Annotated in this window: 15 protein-coding genes; 12 read left to right on the forward strand and 3 right to left on the reverse strand. The window is 48.7% G+C overall.

Going from position 1 to position 18,036, the window contains the following annotated elements; translation table 11 throughout:
• Nucleotides 1-39: 39 nt before the first annotated feature.
• Nucleotides 40-1,308 carry a DUF4105 domain-containing protein gene (locus WBJ53_RS16540; RefSeq protein WP_338868064.1) on the reverse strand — a complete coding sequence of 423 codons (1,269 nt, stop codon included), beginning with the start codon at nucleotides 1,306-1,308 and terminating at the stop codon, nucleotides 40-42.
• Nucleotides 1,286-2,011, reverse strand: a complete 726-nt coding sequence (rsmI, locus tag WBJ53_RS16545; RefSeq protein WP_338868066.1) for a 16S rRNA (cytidine(1402)-2'-O)-methyltransferase — start codon at nucleotides 2,009-2,011, stop codon at nucleotides 1,286-1,288. The genes WBJ53_RS16540 and rsmI overlap by 23 nt, the downstream gene beginning before the upstream one ends.
• A 103-nt stretch (nucleotides 2,012-2,114) precedes the next feature.
• Here rsmI and WBJ53_RS16550 point away from each other — a divergent pair, with 103 nt between their 5' ends.
• The 7 genes from WBJ53_RS16550 (at nucleotide 2,115) to WBJ53_RS16580 (ending at nucleotide 10,753) form a co-directional block, all read left to right on the forward strand.
• The gene (locus tag WBJ53_RS16550; protein WP_338868068.1) at nucleotides 2,115-3,182 is read left to right on the forward strand and encodes a cellulase family glycosylhydrolase; all 1,068 of its coding nucleotides are present in this window, start codon (nucleotides 2,115-2,117) and stop codon (nucleotides 3,180-3,182) included.
• Nucleotides 3,183-3,213: 31 nt separating this feature from the next.
• Nucleotides 3,214-5,244 carry a beta-L-arabinofuranosidase domain-containing protein gene (locus WBJ53_RS16555; protein ID WP_338868070.1) on the forward strand — a complete coding sequence of 677 codons (2,031 nt, stop codon included), beginning with the start codon at nucleotides 3,214-3,216 and terminating at the stop codon, nucleotides 5,242-5,244.
• A 371-nt stretch (nucleotides 5,245-5,615) separates the two neighbouring features.
• Entirely contained in the window at nucleotides 5,616-6,605 is a 990-nt protein-coding gene (locus WBJ53_RS16560; protein WP_338868072.1) for a c-type cytochrome, read from the forward strand.
• 370 nt (nucleotides 6,606-6,975) lie between these two features.
• Nucleotides 6,976-7,398, forward strand: a complete 423-nt coding sequence (locus WBJ53_RS16565; protein ID WP_338868074.1) for a nuclear transport factor 2 family protein — start codon at nucleotides 6,976-6,978, stop codon at nucleotides 7,396-7,398.
• 20 nt (nucleotides 7,399-7,418) lie between these two features.
• A complete protein-coding gene (locus tag WBJ53_RS16570; RefSeq protein ID WP_338868076.1) occupies nucleotides 7,419-8,756 on the forward strand; it encodes an FAD-dependent monooxygenase in 1,338 nt (445 codons plus the stop codon).
• Between the two features lie 59 nt (nucleotides 8,757-8,815).
• A complete protein-coding gene (locus tag WBJ53_RS16575; RefSeq protein ID WP_338868078.1) occupies nucleotides 8,816-9,685 on the forward strand; it encodes a nuclear transport factor 2 family protein in 870 nt (289 codons plus the stop codon).
• A 51-nt stretch (nucleotides 9,686-9,736) separates the two neighbouring features.
• The gene (locus WBJ53_RS16580; RefSeq protein WP_338868080.1) at nucleotides 9,737-10,753 is read left to right on the forward strand and encodes a methyltransferase; all 1,017 of its coding nucleotides are present in this window, start codon (nucleotides 9,737-9,739) and stop codon (nucleotides 10,751-10,753) included.
• A gap of 86 nt (nucleotides 10,754-10,839) precedes the next feature.
• Here WBJ53_RS16580 and WBJ53_RS16585 read toward each other — a convergent pair whose 3' ends face one another.
• Complete coding sequence (locus tag WBJ53_RS16585) at nucleotides 10,840-11,574, reverse strand: LytTR family transcriptional regulator DNA-binding domain-containing protein (protein WP_338868082.1); 735 nt, start codon at nucleotides 11,572-11,574, stop codon at nucleotides 10,840-10,842.
• Between the two features lie 136 nt (nucleotides 11,575-11,710).
• On the opposite strand from WBJ53_RS16585, the gene WBJ53_RS16590 reads away from it, so the two are divergent.
• From WBJ53_RS16590 to WBJ53_RS16610, 5 genes are all read left to right on the forward strand, one after another.
• On the forward strand, nucleotides 11,711-11,953 hold the full coding sequence (locus WBJ53_RS16590) for a PqqD family protein (RefSeq protein ID WP_338868084.1): 243 nt from the start codon (nucleotides 11,711-11,713) through the stop codon (nucleotides 11,951-11,953).
• A 4-nt stretch (nucleotides 11,954-11,957) separates the two neighbouring features.
• The gene (locus tag WBJ53_RS16595) at nucleotides 11,958-13,040 is read left to right on the forward strand and encodes an ATP-grasp domain-containing protein (RefSeq protein WP_338868086.1); all 1,083 of its coding nucleotides are present in this window, start codon (nucleotides 11,958-11,960) and stop codon (nucleotides 13,038-13,040) included.
• A gap of 34 nt (nucleotides 13,041-13,074) precedes the next feature.
• On the forward strand, nucleotides 13,075-14,442 hold the full coding sequence (locus tag WBJ53_RS16600) for a diaminopimelate decarboxylase (protein ID WP_338868088.1): 1,368 nt from the start codon (nucleotides 13,075-13,077) through the stop codon (nucleotides 14,440-14,442).
• A 137-nt stretch (nucleotides 14,443-14,579) separates the two neighbouring features.
• Nucleotides 14,580-16,790 (forward strand): urea transporter, encoded by a 2,211-nt coding sequence (locus tag WBJ53_RS16605; protein WP_338868090.1) that lies wholly within the window; start codon nucleotides 14,580-14,582, stop codon nucleotides 16,788-16,790.
• A complete protein-coding gene (locus WBJ53_RS16610; protein ID WP_338868092.1) occupies nucleotides 16,787-18,013 on the forward strand; it encodes a hypothetical protein in 1,227 nt (408 codons plus the stop codon). Before WBJ53_RS16605 ends, WBJ53_RS16610 begins: the two co-directional genes overlap by 4 nt.
• Nucleotides 18,014-18,036 lie beyond the last annotated feature (23 nt).

Genomic DNA, 18,036 nt, shown 5'->3' on the forward strand with positions numbered 1-18,036 from the left:
ATCAAAATCAGGTCGTATTTTTTCTCGGTGGCCATCCATTCAGGCCACCCGCGCCGGGAGCTGATACCCTTTCCGGACAATCTGAATATTGGCCACGCAACGAATGAGCAGCGTTAGCGGAAATATCACGTCGAATCCCCCCGGAATATTCGACAGAAAGATCCCTAAAATAATCAGTAGGGCTGTCGTTGCGAAATAGATCGTCCGTCGGCGGGCGGTTGCATTCCTGCCTGTTGCCCAATAGATGAGCGGCAAGTGGAGTGGCATGAGATACAATAAGGTAGGGTTCCAACCCGTAACGCCATCATCCCGTATCATCCACAGAATGAGTAAAAACCATCCCAGAAACCCGGCGACACCAAACAATAACCGATCCAGCCAACGATCCACCTTACCAGCTATTTTGTATCGTCGGATGGTAAAAATGGCAATTAATACCCCCAGGATAGTAAATACAACATCAGGATCGAGAAAGATAGGAACCTGCTGACGAAAAACATTCTGGGCGGCAAATAAGGTTTGCTCACCCTGTACAAAAGGCACAACCTGCCCATTGGCCAGCTTTATAGTAGCTTTAGCAAATTGATCATGTACCTGATTGGGCAGATACATAGCCCGCCAGCCATCCGTCGGCTCATTAGCCGGCCAGCCAATGGCCAGATTCATCCCCAATTGATACCAGGGCCGCTCATTTAAATAGTCATTCATCCAATCCCGGTACGACTTACCGGTCATGCGCGAACGCGATGGAATGAAAAGACTATCGCTACAGGCTTCAACAATCATATCGCGGGGCCGGGTTGCGCAGTTATCGTAATAGAATTTATATCGGTACTCACGGTTTTGGGGCAGATAATTCTTTTCCAGCGCCGTAAACAGTTGTTGCCGTTGATTGAGCGAAAGGGCTAACTTTTGTTCCCGTATGCTACGGTTTGTCTGCTGGTAATAGTACATTACCTGATACAAATTGTGAACCGACAAAAAGTAGGGCAGTGTTCCCCGCAAAAATTTAAGGATAAAATAGTCGGCCCTGTAGTCGAATCCGCCGTAACTATAATCGCGATCGAGACCGATTGCGGGGTCAACAATACGAATTTCGGTATGCCCGAATGCAGATGATATATCGTCGTCGCCAGGGCCATAGGTGATCAAACTAACCTGCGACGCGGGCGATAATTGAGGAATGGGTGGCGTATATTGAGCAAACGAATTGTTTGCTAACAGAATCAGACCACATACCTGCAACCAGAGCCATCCCCAGGCCCCCTGCCCTAAGCCCCCTGCCTTACTCGTCATCGTCGTCTTCATTTTCAAAAGCCTTCCCCGCATCTTTTCCTTTTCCGCCTTTGCGGCCCTGAACGCAAATAACAATCTCACCTTTTATCGTTTTTTGGGCAAAATACGCAATTAGTTCGGACAACGAACCGCGCTGTGTTTCTTCAAACATCTTTGTTAACTCGCGCGAAACGCTGGCGGGCCGATCCGATCCGAAGAGATCGGCAAACTGTTGCAGTGTTTTCAGTAATCGGTGGGGCGATTCGTAGAAAACCATCGTTCGCTCTTCGCCAGCCAGTTCAGAAAGCCGGGTCTGACGCCCTTTTTTGTGCGGCAAAAACCCCTCGAAGGTAAATCGATCGTTGGGTAGCCCCGAATTAACAAGGGCTGGCACAAAAGCCGTAGGCCCCGGCAAACACTCTACTGGAATTTCATTTTTGATACATTCGCGAACCAGCAAAAAACCGGGGTCCGAGATTCCGGGCGTTCCCGCATCAGACACTAAGGCCAGGGTTTTACCCTCCTTGAGCTGGTTAACCAATCGCTGAACGGTTTGATGCTCGTTGAAAATATGGTAGCTATGGAGCGGTTTGCTGATGGTCAGGTGCCGAAGCAGCACACCCGACGTACGGGTATCTTCGGCCAGAATCGCATCGACGCTTTGCAACACTTTAATGGCGCGCAGGGTGATGTCGTCGAGGTTGCCGATGGGTGTCGGCACGAGGTACAGTTTCATACTGCAAAGTAACAGCCAACAGCGGGTCAATTACAAAAACTTCCCAAAAGGATAGATTACGGCAAATTTGTCTTTGTATAGCAGACAAACCTTATTCTAATCCATGAAAACAGTCCGCGTTCGTGCGTTCGTCCGTTTCTGTTCCCTGTTCTTGCTGGCAAGCCTGTCTGTTCAGATCGCGCTGGCTCAGCGCTGGACAGCCCGGCAGGCCAACGACTGGTATAAAAAACAGCCTTTTCTGGTCGGTGCCAATTTCATTCCCAGCACGGCCATCAATCAACTCGAAATGTGGCAGGCCGAAACATTCGATCCGGCAACAATCGACCGCGAATTAGGCTATGCCGAGCGTATCGGCATGAACATCATGCGGGTATTTCTGCATAATCTGGTCTGGGAGCAGGATGCCGAGGGCTTCAGAAAACGAATTGATCAGTTTCTGCAAATTGCCGATAAGCACCATATCAAAATCATGTTTGTGCTCTTCGACTCCTGCTGGAATGATGATCCTAAACTGGGTACACAACCCGCTCCAATTCCGGGAAAACATAATTCTGGCTGGGTGCGTGGTCCCGGCACCAAACGAATGTTCGACTCCAGAACCTGGAGTGGACTGGAACAGTATACCAAAGGTGTTCTTACCGCTTTCGGTAAAGACAATCGGGTGCTGGTCTGGGATCTGTTCAACGAACCATCCAACAACGGCTACAACGATGCGGTTATGCCTCTGTTAACGAAAACATTTGCCTGGGCGCAATCGGTTCGACCCTCGCAACCCATTACAGCAGGCTGGTGGAACGACCATCCCTTATCGAATGAGCTGATGCTCAGCCAGTCGGACATCATTACGTTTCATAACTATGCCGAAGCGCCAAAACTGGAAGCGCAGATTCTGGAACTGAGAAAGCTCGGCCGCCCACTGATCTGTACGGAATACATGGCCCGTACGCGCAACAGCACCTTCGAAACCTGTTTGCCGGTATTCAAACAATACAACGTAGGTGCCATTAACTGGGGCCTGGTGAAAGGGAAAACCAACACGATTTATGCCTGGGACGCTCCCATGCCTAGTGGTGAAGAACCCAGGGTCTGGTTTCATGATATTTTCCGGCCCGACGGGTCGGTATTCGATCCAAAGGAAACGGCGATTATTAAAAAACTAGCGAACGAGTAAAATGCTTCGCCCCATTCTTTCACTCTTTCTCATGAACCGTCTTTTTCTGACACTGACCGCATCCATAACATTAATCGGCCTCAACGCATACAGCCAACCAGCCAATCGAAACACGAACCGGGCTCCTCTGGCTCCGCAGCCTTATTATGAGCTGCCGCTGGGTGCAATCAGACCCGATGGCTGGCTTCGTCACCAACTCACAATCATGCGCGATGGACCAACCGGGCATCTGGATGACTATTACCCCAAAATTAAAAATGATAACGGCTGGTTGGGTGGCAAGGGCGATGGCTGGGAAGAAACACCCTACTGGCTCGACGGAGCTGTTCCGCTGGCATATCTGCTCGATGATAAAAACCTGAAAGAAAAAGTACAGAAATATATCGACTGGAATCTCGACCATCAGCGGTCAAATGGTTTTTTTGGGCCACTCACCCAAAAAGAACTGGCTGGTCGACCGCTTGAATCCTGCGCCGACGGAGCCGACTGGTGGCCGCGTATGGTGATGCTTAAAGTGATCCAGCAATACTATGCCGCAACGGGCGACAAGCGGGTGATTCCGTTTATGACAAACTATTTCAAATACCAGTACGAAAACCTGAAAAACTGTCCACTCAACAAATGGAGTGAATGGGCCGAATCGCGCGGGGGCGACAACATGATGTCGGTTTATTGGCTCTACAACCAGACGGGTGATCCATTTCTGCTCGACCTGGCCGACAAGTTGTATAAGCAAACGACCAACTGGACCGATCTGCTGGGTGGTAGAAACTGGGCTATTGGCGCTGCCGTGAACCAGACTGGCCAGAAATGGATGGACCGTCATGCGGTGAATGTTGGAATGGGGTTAAAAATGCCAGCGGAGTATTATCGGGGTAAAAATGATAAGAAATACCTGACTGCCGTGAAAACCGGTTTTAGCGACCTGATGTCGCTACATGGTTTACCACACGGCATGTTTTCGGGCGATGAAGATCTGCACGGCAACGAACCAACCCAGGGCGTTGAACTCTGCGCTGTTGTAGAAACTATGTTTTCGCTGGAAGAAATCATTGGCATTTCGGGCGATCCGGCTTATATGGACGCACTGGAACGAATCACGTTCAATGCCCTGCCTACCCAAACCACCGACGATTATCACTCCCGACAATATTTTCAGATTGCCAATCAGGTACAGGTATCGCGTGGGGTTTTTGACTTTTCGTTACCCTTCGGACGTGGTATGAACAACGTGTTCGGGCCCTATGCGGGGTATACCTGCTGTACGGCAAATATGCACCAGGGGTGGACTAAATTTGCAACACATCTCTGGTATGCTACTGATTCAGGAAAGGGCCTTGCTGCCCTGGAATACGCACCTAACACTGTTAAGTCGGTGGTTGGCAATGGCACAACTGTGACGATTCAGGAAGCCACCAACTACCCATTCGATGAACAGATTAAGTTTACAATCCAACTCGACAAAACCACCTCGTTTCCGTTCGATCTGCGGATACCGGGCTGGTGTAAAGCAGCCACCGTATTGATCAATGGCCAGAAAATTCGTTCGGACAAAGGAGGGCAAATTATCCGTCTGAATCGAACCTGGAAAAATGGCGATAAGGTAACACTTCACTTGCCGATGGAAGTAACAACCAGTAACTGGGCCAAAAACTCCCGCGCTCTCGAACGGGGGCCACTGGTATATGCCCTGAAAGTCGAATCTGAGATTACCGAAAAAGAAATCAGGGAAGAAGGAAAATACTATGAATACCAGCCTAAAACACCCTGGAACTACGGTATTCCCAAAGCTGTAATCGAAGATCCAGCCAAAAACATAATGGTGAGCCAGAAACCCGTTTCGGAAACGTTTGTCTGGAACGAAGCCAATGCGCCTATCGAACTAAAAACGACGGGCAAACAGATTCCAAACTGGAAACTTGTAGAGGGTGTTGCCCGACAGCCTGTAACCACTCGCGAAGGTGTTTATCAGGGAGAAGTTGACAATAAACCCGAAACAATCACACTCATTCCCTATGGTTGTACTAAACTACGGGTGGTCGCTTTTCCAGTGGTACCATGAATGTGCGTCGATTACTGGTCTCGCCTGAGCAATAGCCAATCGCAGGCGAGACCTTTGCTTCACCTACCTAATACGTGATAATACACATAACGCCAACTAAATATTTAATCTACTGGCTTATAGTTTATTACATAATACCACCTCAAGTAATACTGGAATAAAATAAACCAGGTCGGGACGCGGTTGACTATGATTTATTGAAACTCAGCTATGCTATGCAGGAAAAATCACTACCGTTTAGTAACAGCCTCAACGATTAGCTTCTAAATTCATTATAATAGTCCCTGACTTGTTGCTGATTCTAATGAAATGTCCAAAGACAAGTTCTTTTTTCTAAAACCCTATTCCATCAATCTTTAATCAGACTATCCATGAAAACGATTTTTAAATGGATTGGTATCGTTGTTGGCATTCTATTAGTAGGCCTGGTGGGTTTACTAACCTACGTTAAATTTGCATTGCCCAATGTTGGCGATGCGCCAACACTTCAGGTAGCCAGAACACCGGAACGAATTGAACGCGGAAAGTACCTTGCCAATCATGTTACGGTATGTATCGACTGCCACAGTGCCCGCGACTACAGTCTGTTTTCGGGCCCAATTGTGCCCGGATCACATGGCAAAGGAGGTGAACTTTTCAATCAGAGTCAGGGCTTCCCTGGTTCGTTCACAGCCAAAAATATTACCCCCTTTGGGATAGGCAACTGGACCGATGGTGAAATATACCGCGCCATTACAACGGGAGTTAGCCGCGATGGACACGCCTTTTTCCCGGTTATGCCCTATCCTTATTACGGTAAAATGAACGACGATGACGTTCAGAGTATCATTGCCTACCTGCGAACGCTGCCCCCCGTTGAGAATAAACCCGCCGAATCGAAAGCCGATTTCCCCTTCAACTTCATTATCAATACCATCCCGAAAAAAGCAGAACCGATGCCTAAGCCAGATCCGAATGATGAGTTGGCAACCGGCAAATATCTGGTAACAATTGCCGGATGTATTGAATGTCATACCCAGGTAAAACAAGGGCAGATTATTCCAGAAAAAGCCTTTTCTGGCGGGCGCGATTTCAAACTGGCCTCAGGAACGCTTTATTCGTCGAACATCACCCCCGACAAAGAGACAGGCATTGGCAACTGGACCAAAGAAGCCTTTATTGCCCGATTCAAATCCTATGCCGATAGCAGTTATACAGCACATAAAGTTGGCCCGAATGAATTTCAGACAATTATGCCCTGGACAATGTATGGAGGGATGAAAGACCAGGACCTCAGCGCTATTTACACCTACCTCATGTCGCTACAACCCGTTCAGAACAAAGTCGCCGAGAAATTTAAGCCCGAGGTAGCCATCCGTTAAACACCGGCTTACCCTGTTTGCCCCACTGCTGCTATACTCTCCAACCGATAGCTTATTGAGCGTTAAAAGCCAGTAAGCTATCGGTTTTTTTTTACGGCTGTCTCATCCCCCTAAGCCTTTTTTTACCCGCCCCCCTGATTTATTCGTCAACAAGGGCATAAAAAGCAGAACTAGAAATCCATTTAGCCAAACCCCGTGTAGGTATTGACGAAAACGAACCTGTACAGACAGGGTCAGGCCTAACAGAGCAGGTTATATACACCTGAAGATCAACTACATTTTGATTGCCGGAGCGTATCCAATTCGCCAGGGGAAGCAAATCCCCGACCGGGTTCTATTTGCTCAAATTTCATCTTAAATCCGTTCAGGCATGAAAACGAATCAACAAATCATTGAAGCCATTTATGCTGCCTTTGGCCAGGGGAATGTACCCTTTATTCTGGAAACTGTTTCAGAACAGTTTACCTGGACCGATCCCTGCAATCCAGCCATCGTGCCTTACGGGGGTACCCATATCGGTCGCCCTGGCCTTTTAACTTTCTTTCAGCAGTTAGGCTTAAGTACCGAAACAACGCTGTGGCAGGTCGATGAATACGTTGCCGGAGGCAACACCGTTGTGGCCACCGGGAAACACAACATACGGGTAAACGCCACCGGAAAACACGCAGAAAATGATTGGGTAATGATCTGGCATTTTCAGGATGGAGCACTAATAAGTGGGCGGTCATATTACGATACAGCCTGTTTTGTCAATGCATTCCAGCCGCTCCCTACAATGCTTACCAAGCAATAAACGTCTAACCCTTAACGGCTATGAATGGAACAAACACATCAAAACGTAACCATGCGCTGGTACTTGGAGCCAGCCTGGGTGGCCTCATGACCGCCCGAGCGTTGAGTAGCCATTTTCAGAAAGTTACTCTCATTGAACGCGACCCGGTCAATCGTCAACCCGAATCGCGGCATGGACAACCGCAAACCCGCCATTTGCACGGGCTCTTACCGGGAGGCTTTCAGATCATGCTTACCTATTTCCCTGATCTGCGGCAAGCCTTGATTGACGCGGGAGCCAACGTCGCCGATTTTGCCGAAAACATGATCTGGTATACCCACGGCGGTTACCGTCGCCGGTTCGATATGCACCTACCCGCCGTAACCATGAGCCGCCCTCTGCTGGAACACCTCATCCGCGAGCGCGTGCTGGCCCTCCCCACTGTTGAATTGATTGACACAAGTACGGTTCAGCATCTGACAACTACCGACAACGGCCAACGTATAACGGGGGTGGTTATTCGTCAAACGGCAACGGGTCTGGAAAAAACAATAACCGCCGATCTGGTTGTTGATGCTACCGGGCGAGGATCGCATAGTCCGCAGTGGCTCCACGAATTAGGCTATGAAGCCCCAAAGACCAGCGAAGTAACTGTAAAAGTGGGGTATGCTACCCGTATCTACAAACGAGACCCCAACGATTCCCGGACGAACTGCTGGTTTTTGTATACTCCTAATGCACCTACTGAAAAACGCTTTGGGGGCGCTTTTCCCGTTGAAGGCAATCGCTGGGTCATATCCGTTGGCGGCTGGCACGGCGACAGTGCACCAATCGATGAAGCAGGCTTTACGAACTTCGTACGTAGTTTGCCTATGCCCGAATTGTTTGACATTATCAGCAACAACGAGCCACTGACCGAACCCTATGCCTATCGGTTTCCGGCAAGCCTGCGTCGCCATTACGAATCGTTGAATCGTTTTCCGGTAGGCTATCTGGTTCTGGGCGACGCCATTTCCAGTTTCAACCCTACCTATGGTCAGGGTATGACATCGGCCTGCATGCAGGCCCTTGCGCTGGACAAGTTGCTGGCCGACCCTGTCGACGAACAGAAATTGGCCAAAACATTTTTTCAGCGCGTCGCCCACATTATTGACACTCCCTGGCAACTCGCAGTAGGCGAAGATTTCAGGTACAGCGAAACGATTGGCCCTAAACCAGCCGGTGTCGATTTGATCAACAAGTATATATCCCGCGTACAACGCGCTACCCTACACGACGAAGTGGTATGCGCGGCCTTCTTACGCGTGATGAGTCTGCTCAAACCACCCACGTCGTTATTTCATCCGCGCATTTTCTGGCGGGTAATGACCGCTAATTAAACGGTAATCCGTTGTCTGATCATCGATTCTCAACACCAATAAAGCAGAAACTCAAACCAATGAAAAAGCTGATTTCAATTATCCTGCTGGCGGGAGTGCTGGCAGAAAGTGCTATAGCACAAACACCGGAGCAGAACAAGCGATCAACCCACGAAGCTTATCAGGCCCTCGCAAAATATGACTTCGATACCTTTCTGACCTACATTGCCGACGATGCAGTCGACTATGGTCAGGGAGCAATGCCCGTTAACGGAAAAATGGCTATTGCAACCGGACTAAAGGGTTTTTTCAAGGCCTTTCAGGGCTATACATTAACCGTTGATGGTATAGCCGTTGATGGCAACAGAGTGTATGTGCAAAATACCTTTAAGGGCACCCAGAAGGAGAAACTGTTCAATATGATTCCGCCAACGGGCAAAACCATCGAGTGGCGCGATGTTGATGTACTGGAGTTTAATCAGCAAGGTAAAATAGCGGCTCACTGGGCTATGAATCCCAATGCCCCATTCGATCAGCTAGGTTATCATTCCCTGACGAATCCGAACACGGCGGTGGTAATGGAAGCCTATTACCTGTTCGGCAAAGGCGACATCGCCGGTATCCTGGCGGGCTGCTCACCCGATATTGTTTTTGACATTACGGATCGGGTATTTCTTCCGAATGGCATGATCTACAAAGGACCAGCCGAGGTAGTCAATTTCTTTAAGACTTTAACGAAAAGCATTACGTTCACTCGGTTTGAGCCTTACCGTTACCTGGCGGATGGCGATGATGTGGTAGTTTTTATTAATGGCGAATACAAAGACAATAAAACGGGTAAGATGTCGAAAGCTACTATCGTCCATCAGGTTAAGGTCATAAACGGCAAGATTGTCTGGCTTAAAGGCCTGACCGACGCGCCAAAGCCTATTACTATGGCAACCAAATAAGCCTCTGGTATCTAACCTAGTTCCCTTAAACCTTTTAACCAATAAGCAATTATGGAAACACTGGAACTTCCGCCCCCCGTTCAGATGCTCCACCTTATAGCTGGCTTCTGGAGCTCACAGATTATTTATGTCATTGCCCGATTGGGCATTGCCGATGTTTTCAGAGAAGGGCCGCAAACAGCAGAAACCGTAGCGTTACAGACAAATACGCATGGGCCATCCATTTATCGTTTACTGCGGGCAGCAACCAGTATAGGACTATTTGTTGGCAATCAGAACAAAACGTTTACTATCACTGGCTTAGGAAAAACACTTATGACCGATAGCCCTGGCTCGCACCGCGACTTTGCTATTGCAGAATTAGGCCAGGAACACTATCAGGGCTGGGGAAATCTTGCGTATAGTATTCAAACCGGAACGGTTGCGTTTCAGGCTCTTTCGGGGCAAAATGTGTGGGACTACTACAAAGATCACCCCAACGATGGCCAGCGATTCATAATGGCTATGTCGAATCTGTCGAACAGTTTCAACCCGGCCATTACCCACAGTTACGATTTCTCACAATTCGATACAGTTGTTGATGTGGGTGGCGCGGGAGGCACCTTACTCTGCGGAATTCTTCGGGATAATCCGGCGACGAAAGGAGTCGTGTTCGACCTACCCCATGTAGTTGACCATGCCACAACCTACATTCAGGAACAGGGGTTATCTGACCGTTGCCGCATATTGCCTGGCGATTTTTTCGACCGCATTCCAACCGATGGGGATGCCTACCTGTTGAAATTCATTATTCATGACTGGAACGACGAACAGGCAGTAAACATCCTCAAAAACTGCTACCAGGCAATGCCCGATCATGCCCGGCTACTACTGATTGAAAGTGTTATTCCGAACAGCAATGAACCCAACTTTGGCAAGCTCCTCGATATTAACATGCTGGTTATGACCGGCGGTATGGAACGCGATGCCGATCAGTATGGTCAGTTACTGACAAAGGCTGGATTCCATATCCGGCAAATCATTCCAACCCCCTCGCCACTCCAGATCATAGAGTGCAGTAAAAACTAAACTACCAGTAGGGTCAGCGCCCAACAGCGTCGGCGAAGTCAGTTTCTGGCTCGGCAACGCTGTTGGGCGTTTGAGCACCCGATTCGTCACAACAAGCCTACCTGTTCGACCAGTTCCAGAAACGCTTTTTTCTGACTTTTGCTAATTGGAAGCTGGTGATTCCCGATGGAAACAACGTTGTTCTGCACGAAATTGATTTTATACAGATTGATCATATACGATCGATGAATACGCAGAAACTGATGCGGAGGGAGTACGTCCATAAGCCGCGTAAACGACTGTAGAACAATGTATTTATTAGCTTCTGTATAAATCCGAAGGTACTCCCCCAACCCTTCTACAAACAGAATATCGTCGAAATTCAGCCGAATAACTTTATAGTCGGATTTTACAAAAAAGAAAGGCAGAGACCGCGCTGTTGCCATAGCTACCGCCGGGTTGCCAGCGCGGTTTTGCGACAATACCTCCCTGACTTGCCGGATCATGAATTCGGTTTCCGTTGCCGCCGGAATAAATCCAGCGGCTTTTATGGCATAAGCATCGGCCGCCACTGTTCGATCGGCACTAACAACCAGCACCGGTGGGCAATAATCCAGTTGATTCAGAAACCGGAAGGCATCTACATCGAGCTGCTCTACGACTAAAAATAGCAGACTAAAATCGTCTTCCCGAAGTTTGGCTTCTACCTGCTTTATCTCGTCCACAACCCGTACAAGCTGCCCTGCGAGTAGTGTCTGCAACTGTTGACGCAGCGGTTGACTTCCGCCGGTTATAGCTTCATAAATAAGGCAACTAAGCGAGTCCGTCGAATCGGTAATCATGTTCGTTTACTGAAATTTCCAGGCAGTTTATTGAATAATTCTATCCATTGACTGAATCGTCCGCAGGACATTGAGAGAACAGGCGTCTATCCGGCCAAACACAAACATAACCTGAAATCTTACAATTAATTCTGCCATGAAGCTAAAAAAGAGTGTAGCCATCAGTGAAAATGGCTTTGTTTTCAACGCGTCGCGGGGCGACTCCTTCTCGACTAACCCAACTGGCACTCAGATTCTCGACTGGTTGCGAAATGGCCAGTCGGACACCGAAATCAAGACCCAGTTGCTTAACCACTACGACATTGGGGAGGCAACCTGCGAGAAAGATCTTTACGATTTCCTTAAAATGCTGAAGCAACATAACCTATTAGACGCCTGATCGAATGCAAAAGACACAAATCACCGTTGCCATTACAGGCCTCAACAATGCTGACAATCCGGGTCCTGGCATGCCGGTTATCCGTAGCCTGCGCCAAAGTGAACACTTCGCTATTCGGATTGTTGGGCTTGCCTACGAAAACCTGGAGCCGGGCATTTATATGGACGATATGGTGGATGCGGTGTATACGCTCCCTTATCCTTCGCTGGGGCACGAAACACTACTGGCAAGGCTGGCATACATCCACGAACAGGAAAATCTGGATGTGCTCATCCCCAATTTCGATGCTGAGCTGTATAGTTTTATTAAGATCAGCGATCTCCTCAGCAGTATGGGTATTCGAATGCTTCTGCCCACACACGGGCAGTTCGACGCCCGGCTCAAAGGGAAACTGGTTGAATTTGGTCAGCAATTCGGCATTCGTGTTCCGAAAAGTATAACCGTCTTCAACATTGGCGAACTATCGCAGTCGCTCCACGAATTCAGTTTTCCGGTAGTGGTTAAAGGCAAATTTTATGAAGCCTATATCGCCATGAACGCCGAACAGGCCCATAGCTATTTTTATAAACTGGCAGCCAAGTGGGGAATGCCTGTTATTCTGCAGCAATTCATTAAAGGTCAGGAGTTCAACGTAACGGCTCTGGGCGATGGAAATGGCCAACTCATGGGAGCCGTTGCGATGCGCAAAACCTACATTACGGACAATGGCAAAGGCTGGGCTGGGGTTTCAATTGACGATGAGCAATTGCTGGGTATGGCTCGACAAATTGTTACCCAAACGCGCTGGGGTGGCGGTCTGGAGCTTGAACTGATGAAAGACGATAGCACTGGCGAGGTCTATCTGATTGAGATCAATCCACGATTTCCGGCCTGGGTATATCTGGCAACCGCCTGCGGGCAAAACCACCCCGAAATGCTGGTACAGCTCGCACTGGGCGAAACAATTGCTCCCCTTGACCACTACGATGTCGGTAAAATGTTTGTCCGGTATTCGTGGGATATGATCTGCGACATGAGCCGTTTTCAGCAAATAGCCACTACAGGCGAAAGCATCCAGTACCCAGCCGAGCTATCAGTTCTGGCGTAACATCAGGTAGTAAGTCTCTAAACACATTTTCATCATGACAGTTTTGCAAAAAGTAAAGTATGAACGCCCGGTCATTAAGCAGCTCAACACGGGCATTACCAATAAATTTGGCGCACAAACCGGTTTTGTTCCCCATACTCATATCGACGGTATAGCCGTAAGTGATCTGATTCATAAGTATGGATCTCCGTTGTTTGTTATTTCAGAACGTACGATCCGGCAAACCTATCAGGAAGCCTATAACGCCTTTGCCAACCGCTATCCGAATGTGCAGTTTGCCTGGTCGTATAAAACCAATTACATGAATGCCGTCTGTAGCATTTTTCATCAGGAAGGCTCATGGGCCGAAGTTGTATCGCGGTTCGAATACGAAAAAGCACTGGCCAATGGAGTACCGGGCGACAAAATTATTTTCAACGGCCCCGACAAAACCAGCGACGATCATCGGGTTGCGGTTCTGAACAACTCCCCTATTCATATCGACCATTTCGACGAACTATATGGTCTGATGGAAGTTAGTCAGAAACTCGGTAAACGACCTAAAGTAGCTATCCGCGTCAATATGGATACGGGTGTGCAACCCATGTGGGATCGCTTCGGTTTCAATTACGAAAGTGGCCAGGCCTGGGATGCTATCACCAAAATTATTCAGACCGACAAAATGGATCTGGTTGGCCTTCACTGCCACATTGGAACCTTTATGCTCTCGACCAATGCCTACGCCATTGCTGCCTCTAAAATGGCAGATCTCGCCCTAACCATTAAACGGCAGTTTGGTCTCGATATTCAGTACCTCGACATGGGGGGTGGTTTTGCCTCCAAAAACACCCTGAAAGGTGCTTACCTGAACGGTACGGATATTACACCCTCTTTTCATGATTATGCCGAACAGATCTGCACAACACTGATTAAAGCGGGGTTTCGGTCTGAGGAGCTACCGTTACTGATCCTCGAAACGGGTCGGGCACTGATTGATGATGCGGGTTATTTGCTGGGGTCGGTGCTGGCAAACAAACGACTGTCAGACGGTCGACGGGCTACGATTATGGATTTTGGGGTCAATTTGCTGTTTACTTCCTTCTGGTACGAACATGCCATTTCGCCCGCTCAGGAATGCAGCCAGTATGCCGAAGATGCCGTTCTGTATGGTCCCCTCTGTATGAATATCGATGTTATTCGCGAAAGCGTGAAGCTCCCACCCCTAAACAAAGGCGATCAGGTGGTGGTGCATCGGGTAGGCGCATACAACATGACCCAGTGGATGCAATTTATTGCCCTCCGCCCTAACATTGTGCTTATTGACACGGACTGCCAGCCCCATCTCATTCGGAAAAGCGAAAACATTGAATACCTGACGGCTCTGGAAACCACTCCAGTCCATCTGCAATCGTTCGACCTATAGGCAGTACCCATTCACGTCCCCGCCTTTTACATAGTTAGTTGTCATCAGACATTGGTATACGGCATAGGCTTATATCAATGATAATTGGTAAGCATCCAATGACCTGCTATAGACAACGGGGCATTTCTCACACTCGAATGAAAGAACTAATTAAAACCATCGTCGTTGGTGGCTTAAACAGCTATGCCCAATTGTTTTTCACACAAAACAAAATCACGGGTATGCTACTGCTGGCAGCCTCTATGGTAGACCCACAAACGGGTATCTGGGGTCTGCTGGGTGTTGTGGTTTGCAATGCGATTGCCCTGGGTTTCGGCATGAGTCCAAGTCTGGTACAACAGGGCGTAATCGGCTACAACAGCATTCTGGTTTCGCTGGGATTAGCCTCGATGCTGCCAGTAAGTGAACGTTTTTTTTGCCTGTTTGGCCTGGCCTGTCTTTCTACTGTTTTTCTATCGGCAGGTTCATTCCAGTTAATGAGACGGCTCAATCTGCCTTCGTTAAGCTTTGCTTTTCTAATCGTTTACTGGGCCGTTGCCCTGTCGCTGGACAACTTTCCGGCCATCAAGGTCAATAGTCTTTCTCGGGTGCAACTCACACACTGGTACAATATTGAAGCTCCTGCCTGGTTTCCCGTTTGGCTATATCATTACCTGACTTCGCTGGGCAGTATTTTGTTTCAAAGTAATCTGATAGCTGGTTTGCTGGCCGTAACTGGTCTTTTGTGGGCCTCGCGCATTCAGCTTACCCTCTCTCTACTGGGCTTTGGCGTGGGCTATCTTCTGTTTATTGCACTGGGAGGAAACCCAATCCAGATCAGCCATCACTATATCGGGTTTAACTTCATTCTGACAGCAATGGCACTGGGGGGCTTTTTTTACATCCCAAACTGGCGAACCTACGGCTTAGCTTTGCTCGCCATAGCAGTAATGATTTTGCTGGCAACAGCAGAACTGACGCTGTTCGAAGGCCTCAATTTACCCATTCTATCGCTGCCGTTTGTAATGATCGTGCCGCTAACACTGTATGTGATGCGCATGAGGCAGGAACCACGTGGATTGATGGAAGTGGTTCATCAGCAGCATTCACCCGAAAAAAACCTGTACTCGTTCAGCAATTATCAGCAGCGGTTCGGCAAGTCAACATACGTTCAGATTGGGCTCCCGTTTTTTGGCGAATGGGTTGTTTATCAGGGATATAACGGTCAGTATACGCATAAAGATGCCTACCGATTTGCCTGGGATTTTGTGATTCGTGATGCCACCCAAAAAAGTTTCCGAAGTAGTGGCCATACGGCCGATGATTATTATGGTTACGGTATGCCTGTAGTAGCACCAGCCGCTGGCTATGTGGTCGGCATTGTCGACGGTATTGAGGATAATCCTATTGGCAACATGAACATTAAGGAAAACTGGGGTAATGTGATCGTCATTAAGCATACCGACTATCTGTATTCGAAGATCGCTCATCTGAAAAAAGATATGTTTACGGTTCGGGTAGGCGATTATGTTCGTAAAGGCGATGTGGTGGGTGCGCTGGGCAATTCAGGACGTTCGCCGGAACCACACATCCATTTTCAGCTACAGGCTACGCCAGAAGTAGAAGCCCCAACGATCCAGTATCCGATTGCCTATTACCTGCTTAAAAACGAGCAGGAAGTAGCATTGAACTGCTATGATGTTCCGCAGGAAAACGAAACAATTACCAACATCAAAACCTCCGCTCTGCTGCGCGATGCCTTCGGGTTCATGCCAGGACAGCTTATACGCTTCGAGGCCGAAATTGACCAGCAGCGAATCGAAGAAGAATGGTCTGTTGGCACAACCAGCCTTAACGAACCATATCTGCACTGTGCAGCAACTGCCTCAACCGTCTATTTCGTAAACGACGGTACAATGTTCTACTGCTCGGCGTATATAGGGCCCCGTCATACACTACTGCACTACTTTTATCTGGCAGCCTATAAAGTTATGCTGGGTTTTTACCGCAATACGTCCATTACGGATCTGGTTCCGCTGCATCAGCTAGACCGGGGCCCTGGCCGATTTCTACAGGATTTTGCGGCTCCCTTTTTTATTTATCGACGCTACCGCTATCAACTGAACTACGATTTTATGGACAATCCAATTCGGCCTACGGTCATGTTCCTGCAGTCGTCGGTAAACCGAGAAGTATTGGATCGATCACAAACCTTATATCGGTTTGAGATACGCCTTGAACACCAAACCATCAGCCAGTTTACGGTTTGGCATGCGCATCGGATCATCAATATCCGGCAAGTTCTGGATAATTCAGAACAGCCGGTCTGCCATGAGTCAAGTCTTGCATTAACCGAAGAACTGGTATGAAAGAGACCCTATTACAACTGACAGTGGCCATCGTTTTGTGTGGCAGCGGGAAAACTCTTGCCCAGACAACCCCCGACTACATGAGCGTGGAAGGTAGCTTACAGCTCTCCTTTAGCCAACGCAACTGGTCGGAGGTTTTAAAAATAAGTCGCTTAGCCCTCAACCATAACATCGACTATCTGGCGTTGCGGCAACGGGCTGGCATTGCCAGTTTCGAGCGGGGCCGGTTTAAACAGAGCGCCGAACATCTGTATGCCGCCCAGGCTTTTTACCCGAGCGATTCAACTACGCTGACCTATCTCTACTACAGCCTTCTGTTAGGTGGTCAGCCAGCCGAAGCCATCAGTCAGGGCTATTTGTTTCCGGATGTAGTTCGTCGGCAATTGGGCATTCGGTATCGACAGTTGCTTACGTCGGTCAGTCTGGAAACAGGCATTAAGACCAGTTCCATTCCAGCCGAAGTGGGCAATGCATGGTTCACGACGCTGGGGCTCGGTCAACGGCTCAATCCGGCGGTGCAGATCTATCATTCGCTGACCCAACTAACCCAAACCTACGGCAATGATCTCCATCTGAATCAGTGGCAATATCAGCTTCGCTCCGACCTGCTGCTCGACGCGGGCTGGCTTTTATCGCCGAGTCTGACGGTATTCAGCGTAAAAGGCTCCGGCACAACTATAACCGACCTGCGCCAGAAAGGGACAGCTTTTCATCTTAACCTCACCCGCAGCGGCCTGGGCTGGAAAGTGTCTCCCCTGATCACCTACTCGCGGGTAACTAATTCCATCAGCACAACCGAATCGGTTGGAGCAAATCCAACGGGCAGCGGTGCCGACAAACAATGGCAACTCGGATTTGGGGGTGAATATACGCTGAATCGGGTGCGGGTTTCGGGAAGTTACGAATGGCAGCAGCAAACCGGTCAAACCACCGGCTGGCATACGATCTGGAACCTCAATGCTTTTTTTACACCCTCTCCCCGTTTCAGCCTGCGGGCAGGCTATGGCTACTACAACACAACCAATTTTCTGGAATCGAATACGGGCATTTTCAATAACGTTCCCGACCCCACTTTCGACAAAACCACCCTACAGATCAATGTGGGTGCCAGCCGTTGGGCTTCCTTGTTTTTGCTGAGTCAGTATGAACGTAAACGTTCGTTGATACTCAGCCAAAATTACCATTACATCACCTTTTCGGGTGGTTTAACTCTTTCATTCTAATTCATTCACAACCTATTTTAAAG

The organism is Spirosoma sp. SC4-14, assembly GCF_037201965.1.
Lineage (GTDB): Bacteria > Bacteroidota > Bacteroidia > Cytophagales > Spirosomataceae > Spirosoma.

Excerpts from the sequence above, each read along its gene's own strand:
- WBJ53_RS16540 (WP_338868064.1), bottom strand. The coding sequence starts at position 1,308 with ATGAAGACGACGATGACGAGTAAGGCAGGGGGCTTAGGGCAGGGGGCC.
- rsmI (WP_338868066.1), bottom strand. The coding sequence starts at position 2,011 with ATGAAACTGTACCTCGTGCCGACACCCATCGGCAACCTCGACGACATC.
- WBJ53_RS16550 (WP_338868068.1), top strand. The coding sequence starts at position 2,115 with ATGAAAACAGTCCGCGTTCGTGCGTTCGTCCGTTTCTGTTCCCTGTTC.
- WBJ53_RS16555 (WP_338868070.1), top strand. The coding sequence starts at position 3,214 with ATGAACCGTCTTTTTCTGACACTGACCGCATCCATAACATTAATCGGC.
- WBJ53_RS16560 (WP_338868072.1), top strand. The coding sequence starts at position 5,616 with ATGAAAACGATTTTTAAATGGATTGGTATCGTTGTTGGCATTCTATTA.
- WBJ53_RS16565 (WP_338868074.1), top strand. The coding sequence starts at position 6,976 with ATGAAAACGAATCAACAAATCATTGAAGCCATTTATGCTGCCTTTGGC.
- WBJ53_RS16570 (WP_338868076.1), top strand. The coding sequence starts at position 7,419 with ATGAATGGAACAAACACATCAAAACGTAACCATGCGCTGGTACTTGGA.
- WBJ53_RS16575 (WP_338868078.1), top strand. The coding sequence starts at position 8,816 with ATGAAAAAGCTGATTTCAATTATCCTGCTGGCGGGAGTGCTGGCAGAA.
- WBJ53_RS16580 (WP_338868080.1), top strand. The coding sequence starts at position 9,737 with ATGGAAACACTGGAACTTCCGCCCCCCGTTCAGATGCTCCACCTTATA.
- WBJ53_RS16585 (WP_338868082.1), bottom strand. The coding sequence starts at position 11,574 with ATGATTACCGATTCGACGGACTCGCTTAGTTGCCTTATTTATGAAGCT.
- WBJ53_RS16590 (WP_338868084.1), top strand. The coding sequence starts at position 11,711 with ATGAAGCTAAAAAAGAGTGTAGCCATCAGTGAAAATGGCTTTGTTTTC.
- WBJ53_RS16595 (WP_338868086.1), top strand. The coding sequence starts at position 11,958 with ATGCAAAAGACACAAATCACCGTTGCCATTACAGGCCTCAACAATGCT.
- WBJ53_RS16600 (WP_338868088.1), top strand. The coding sequence starts at position 13,075 with ATGACAGTTTTGCAAAAAGTAAAGTATGAACGCCCGGTCATTAAGCAG.
- WBJ53_RS16605 (WP_338868090.1), top strand. The coding sequence starts at position 14,580 with ATGAAAGAACTAATTAAAACCATCGTCGTTGGTGGCTTAAACAGCTAT.
- WBJ53_RS16610 (WP_338868092.1), top strand. The coding sequence starts at position 16,787 with ATGAAAGAGACCCTATTACAACTGACAGTGGCCATCGTTTTGTGTGGC.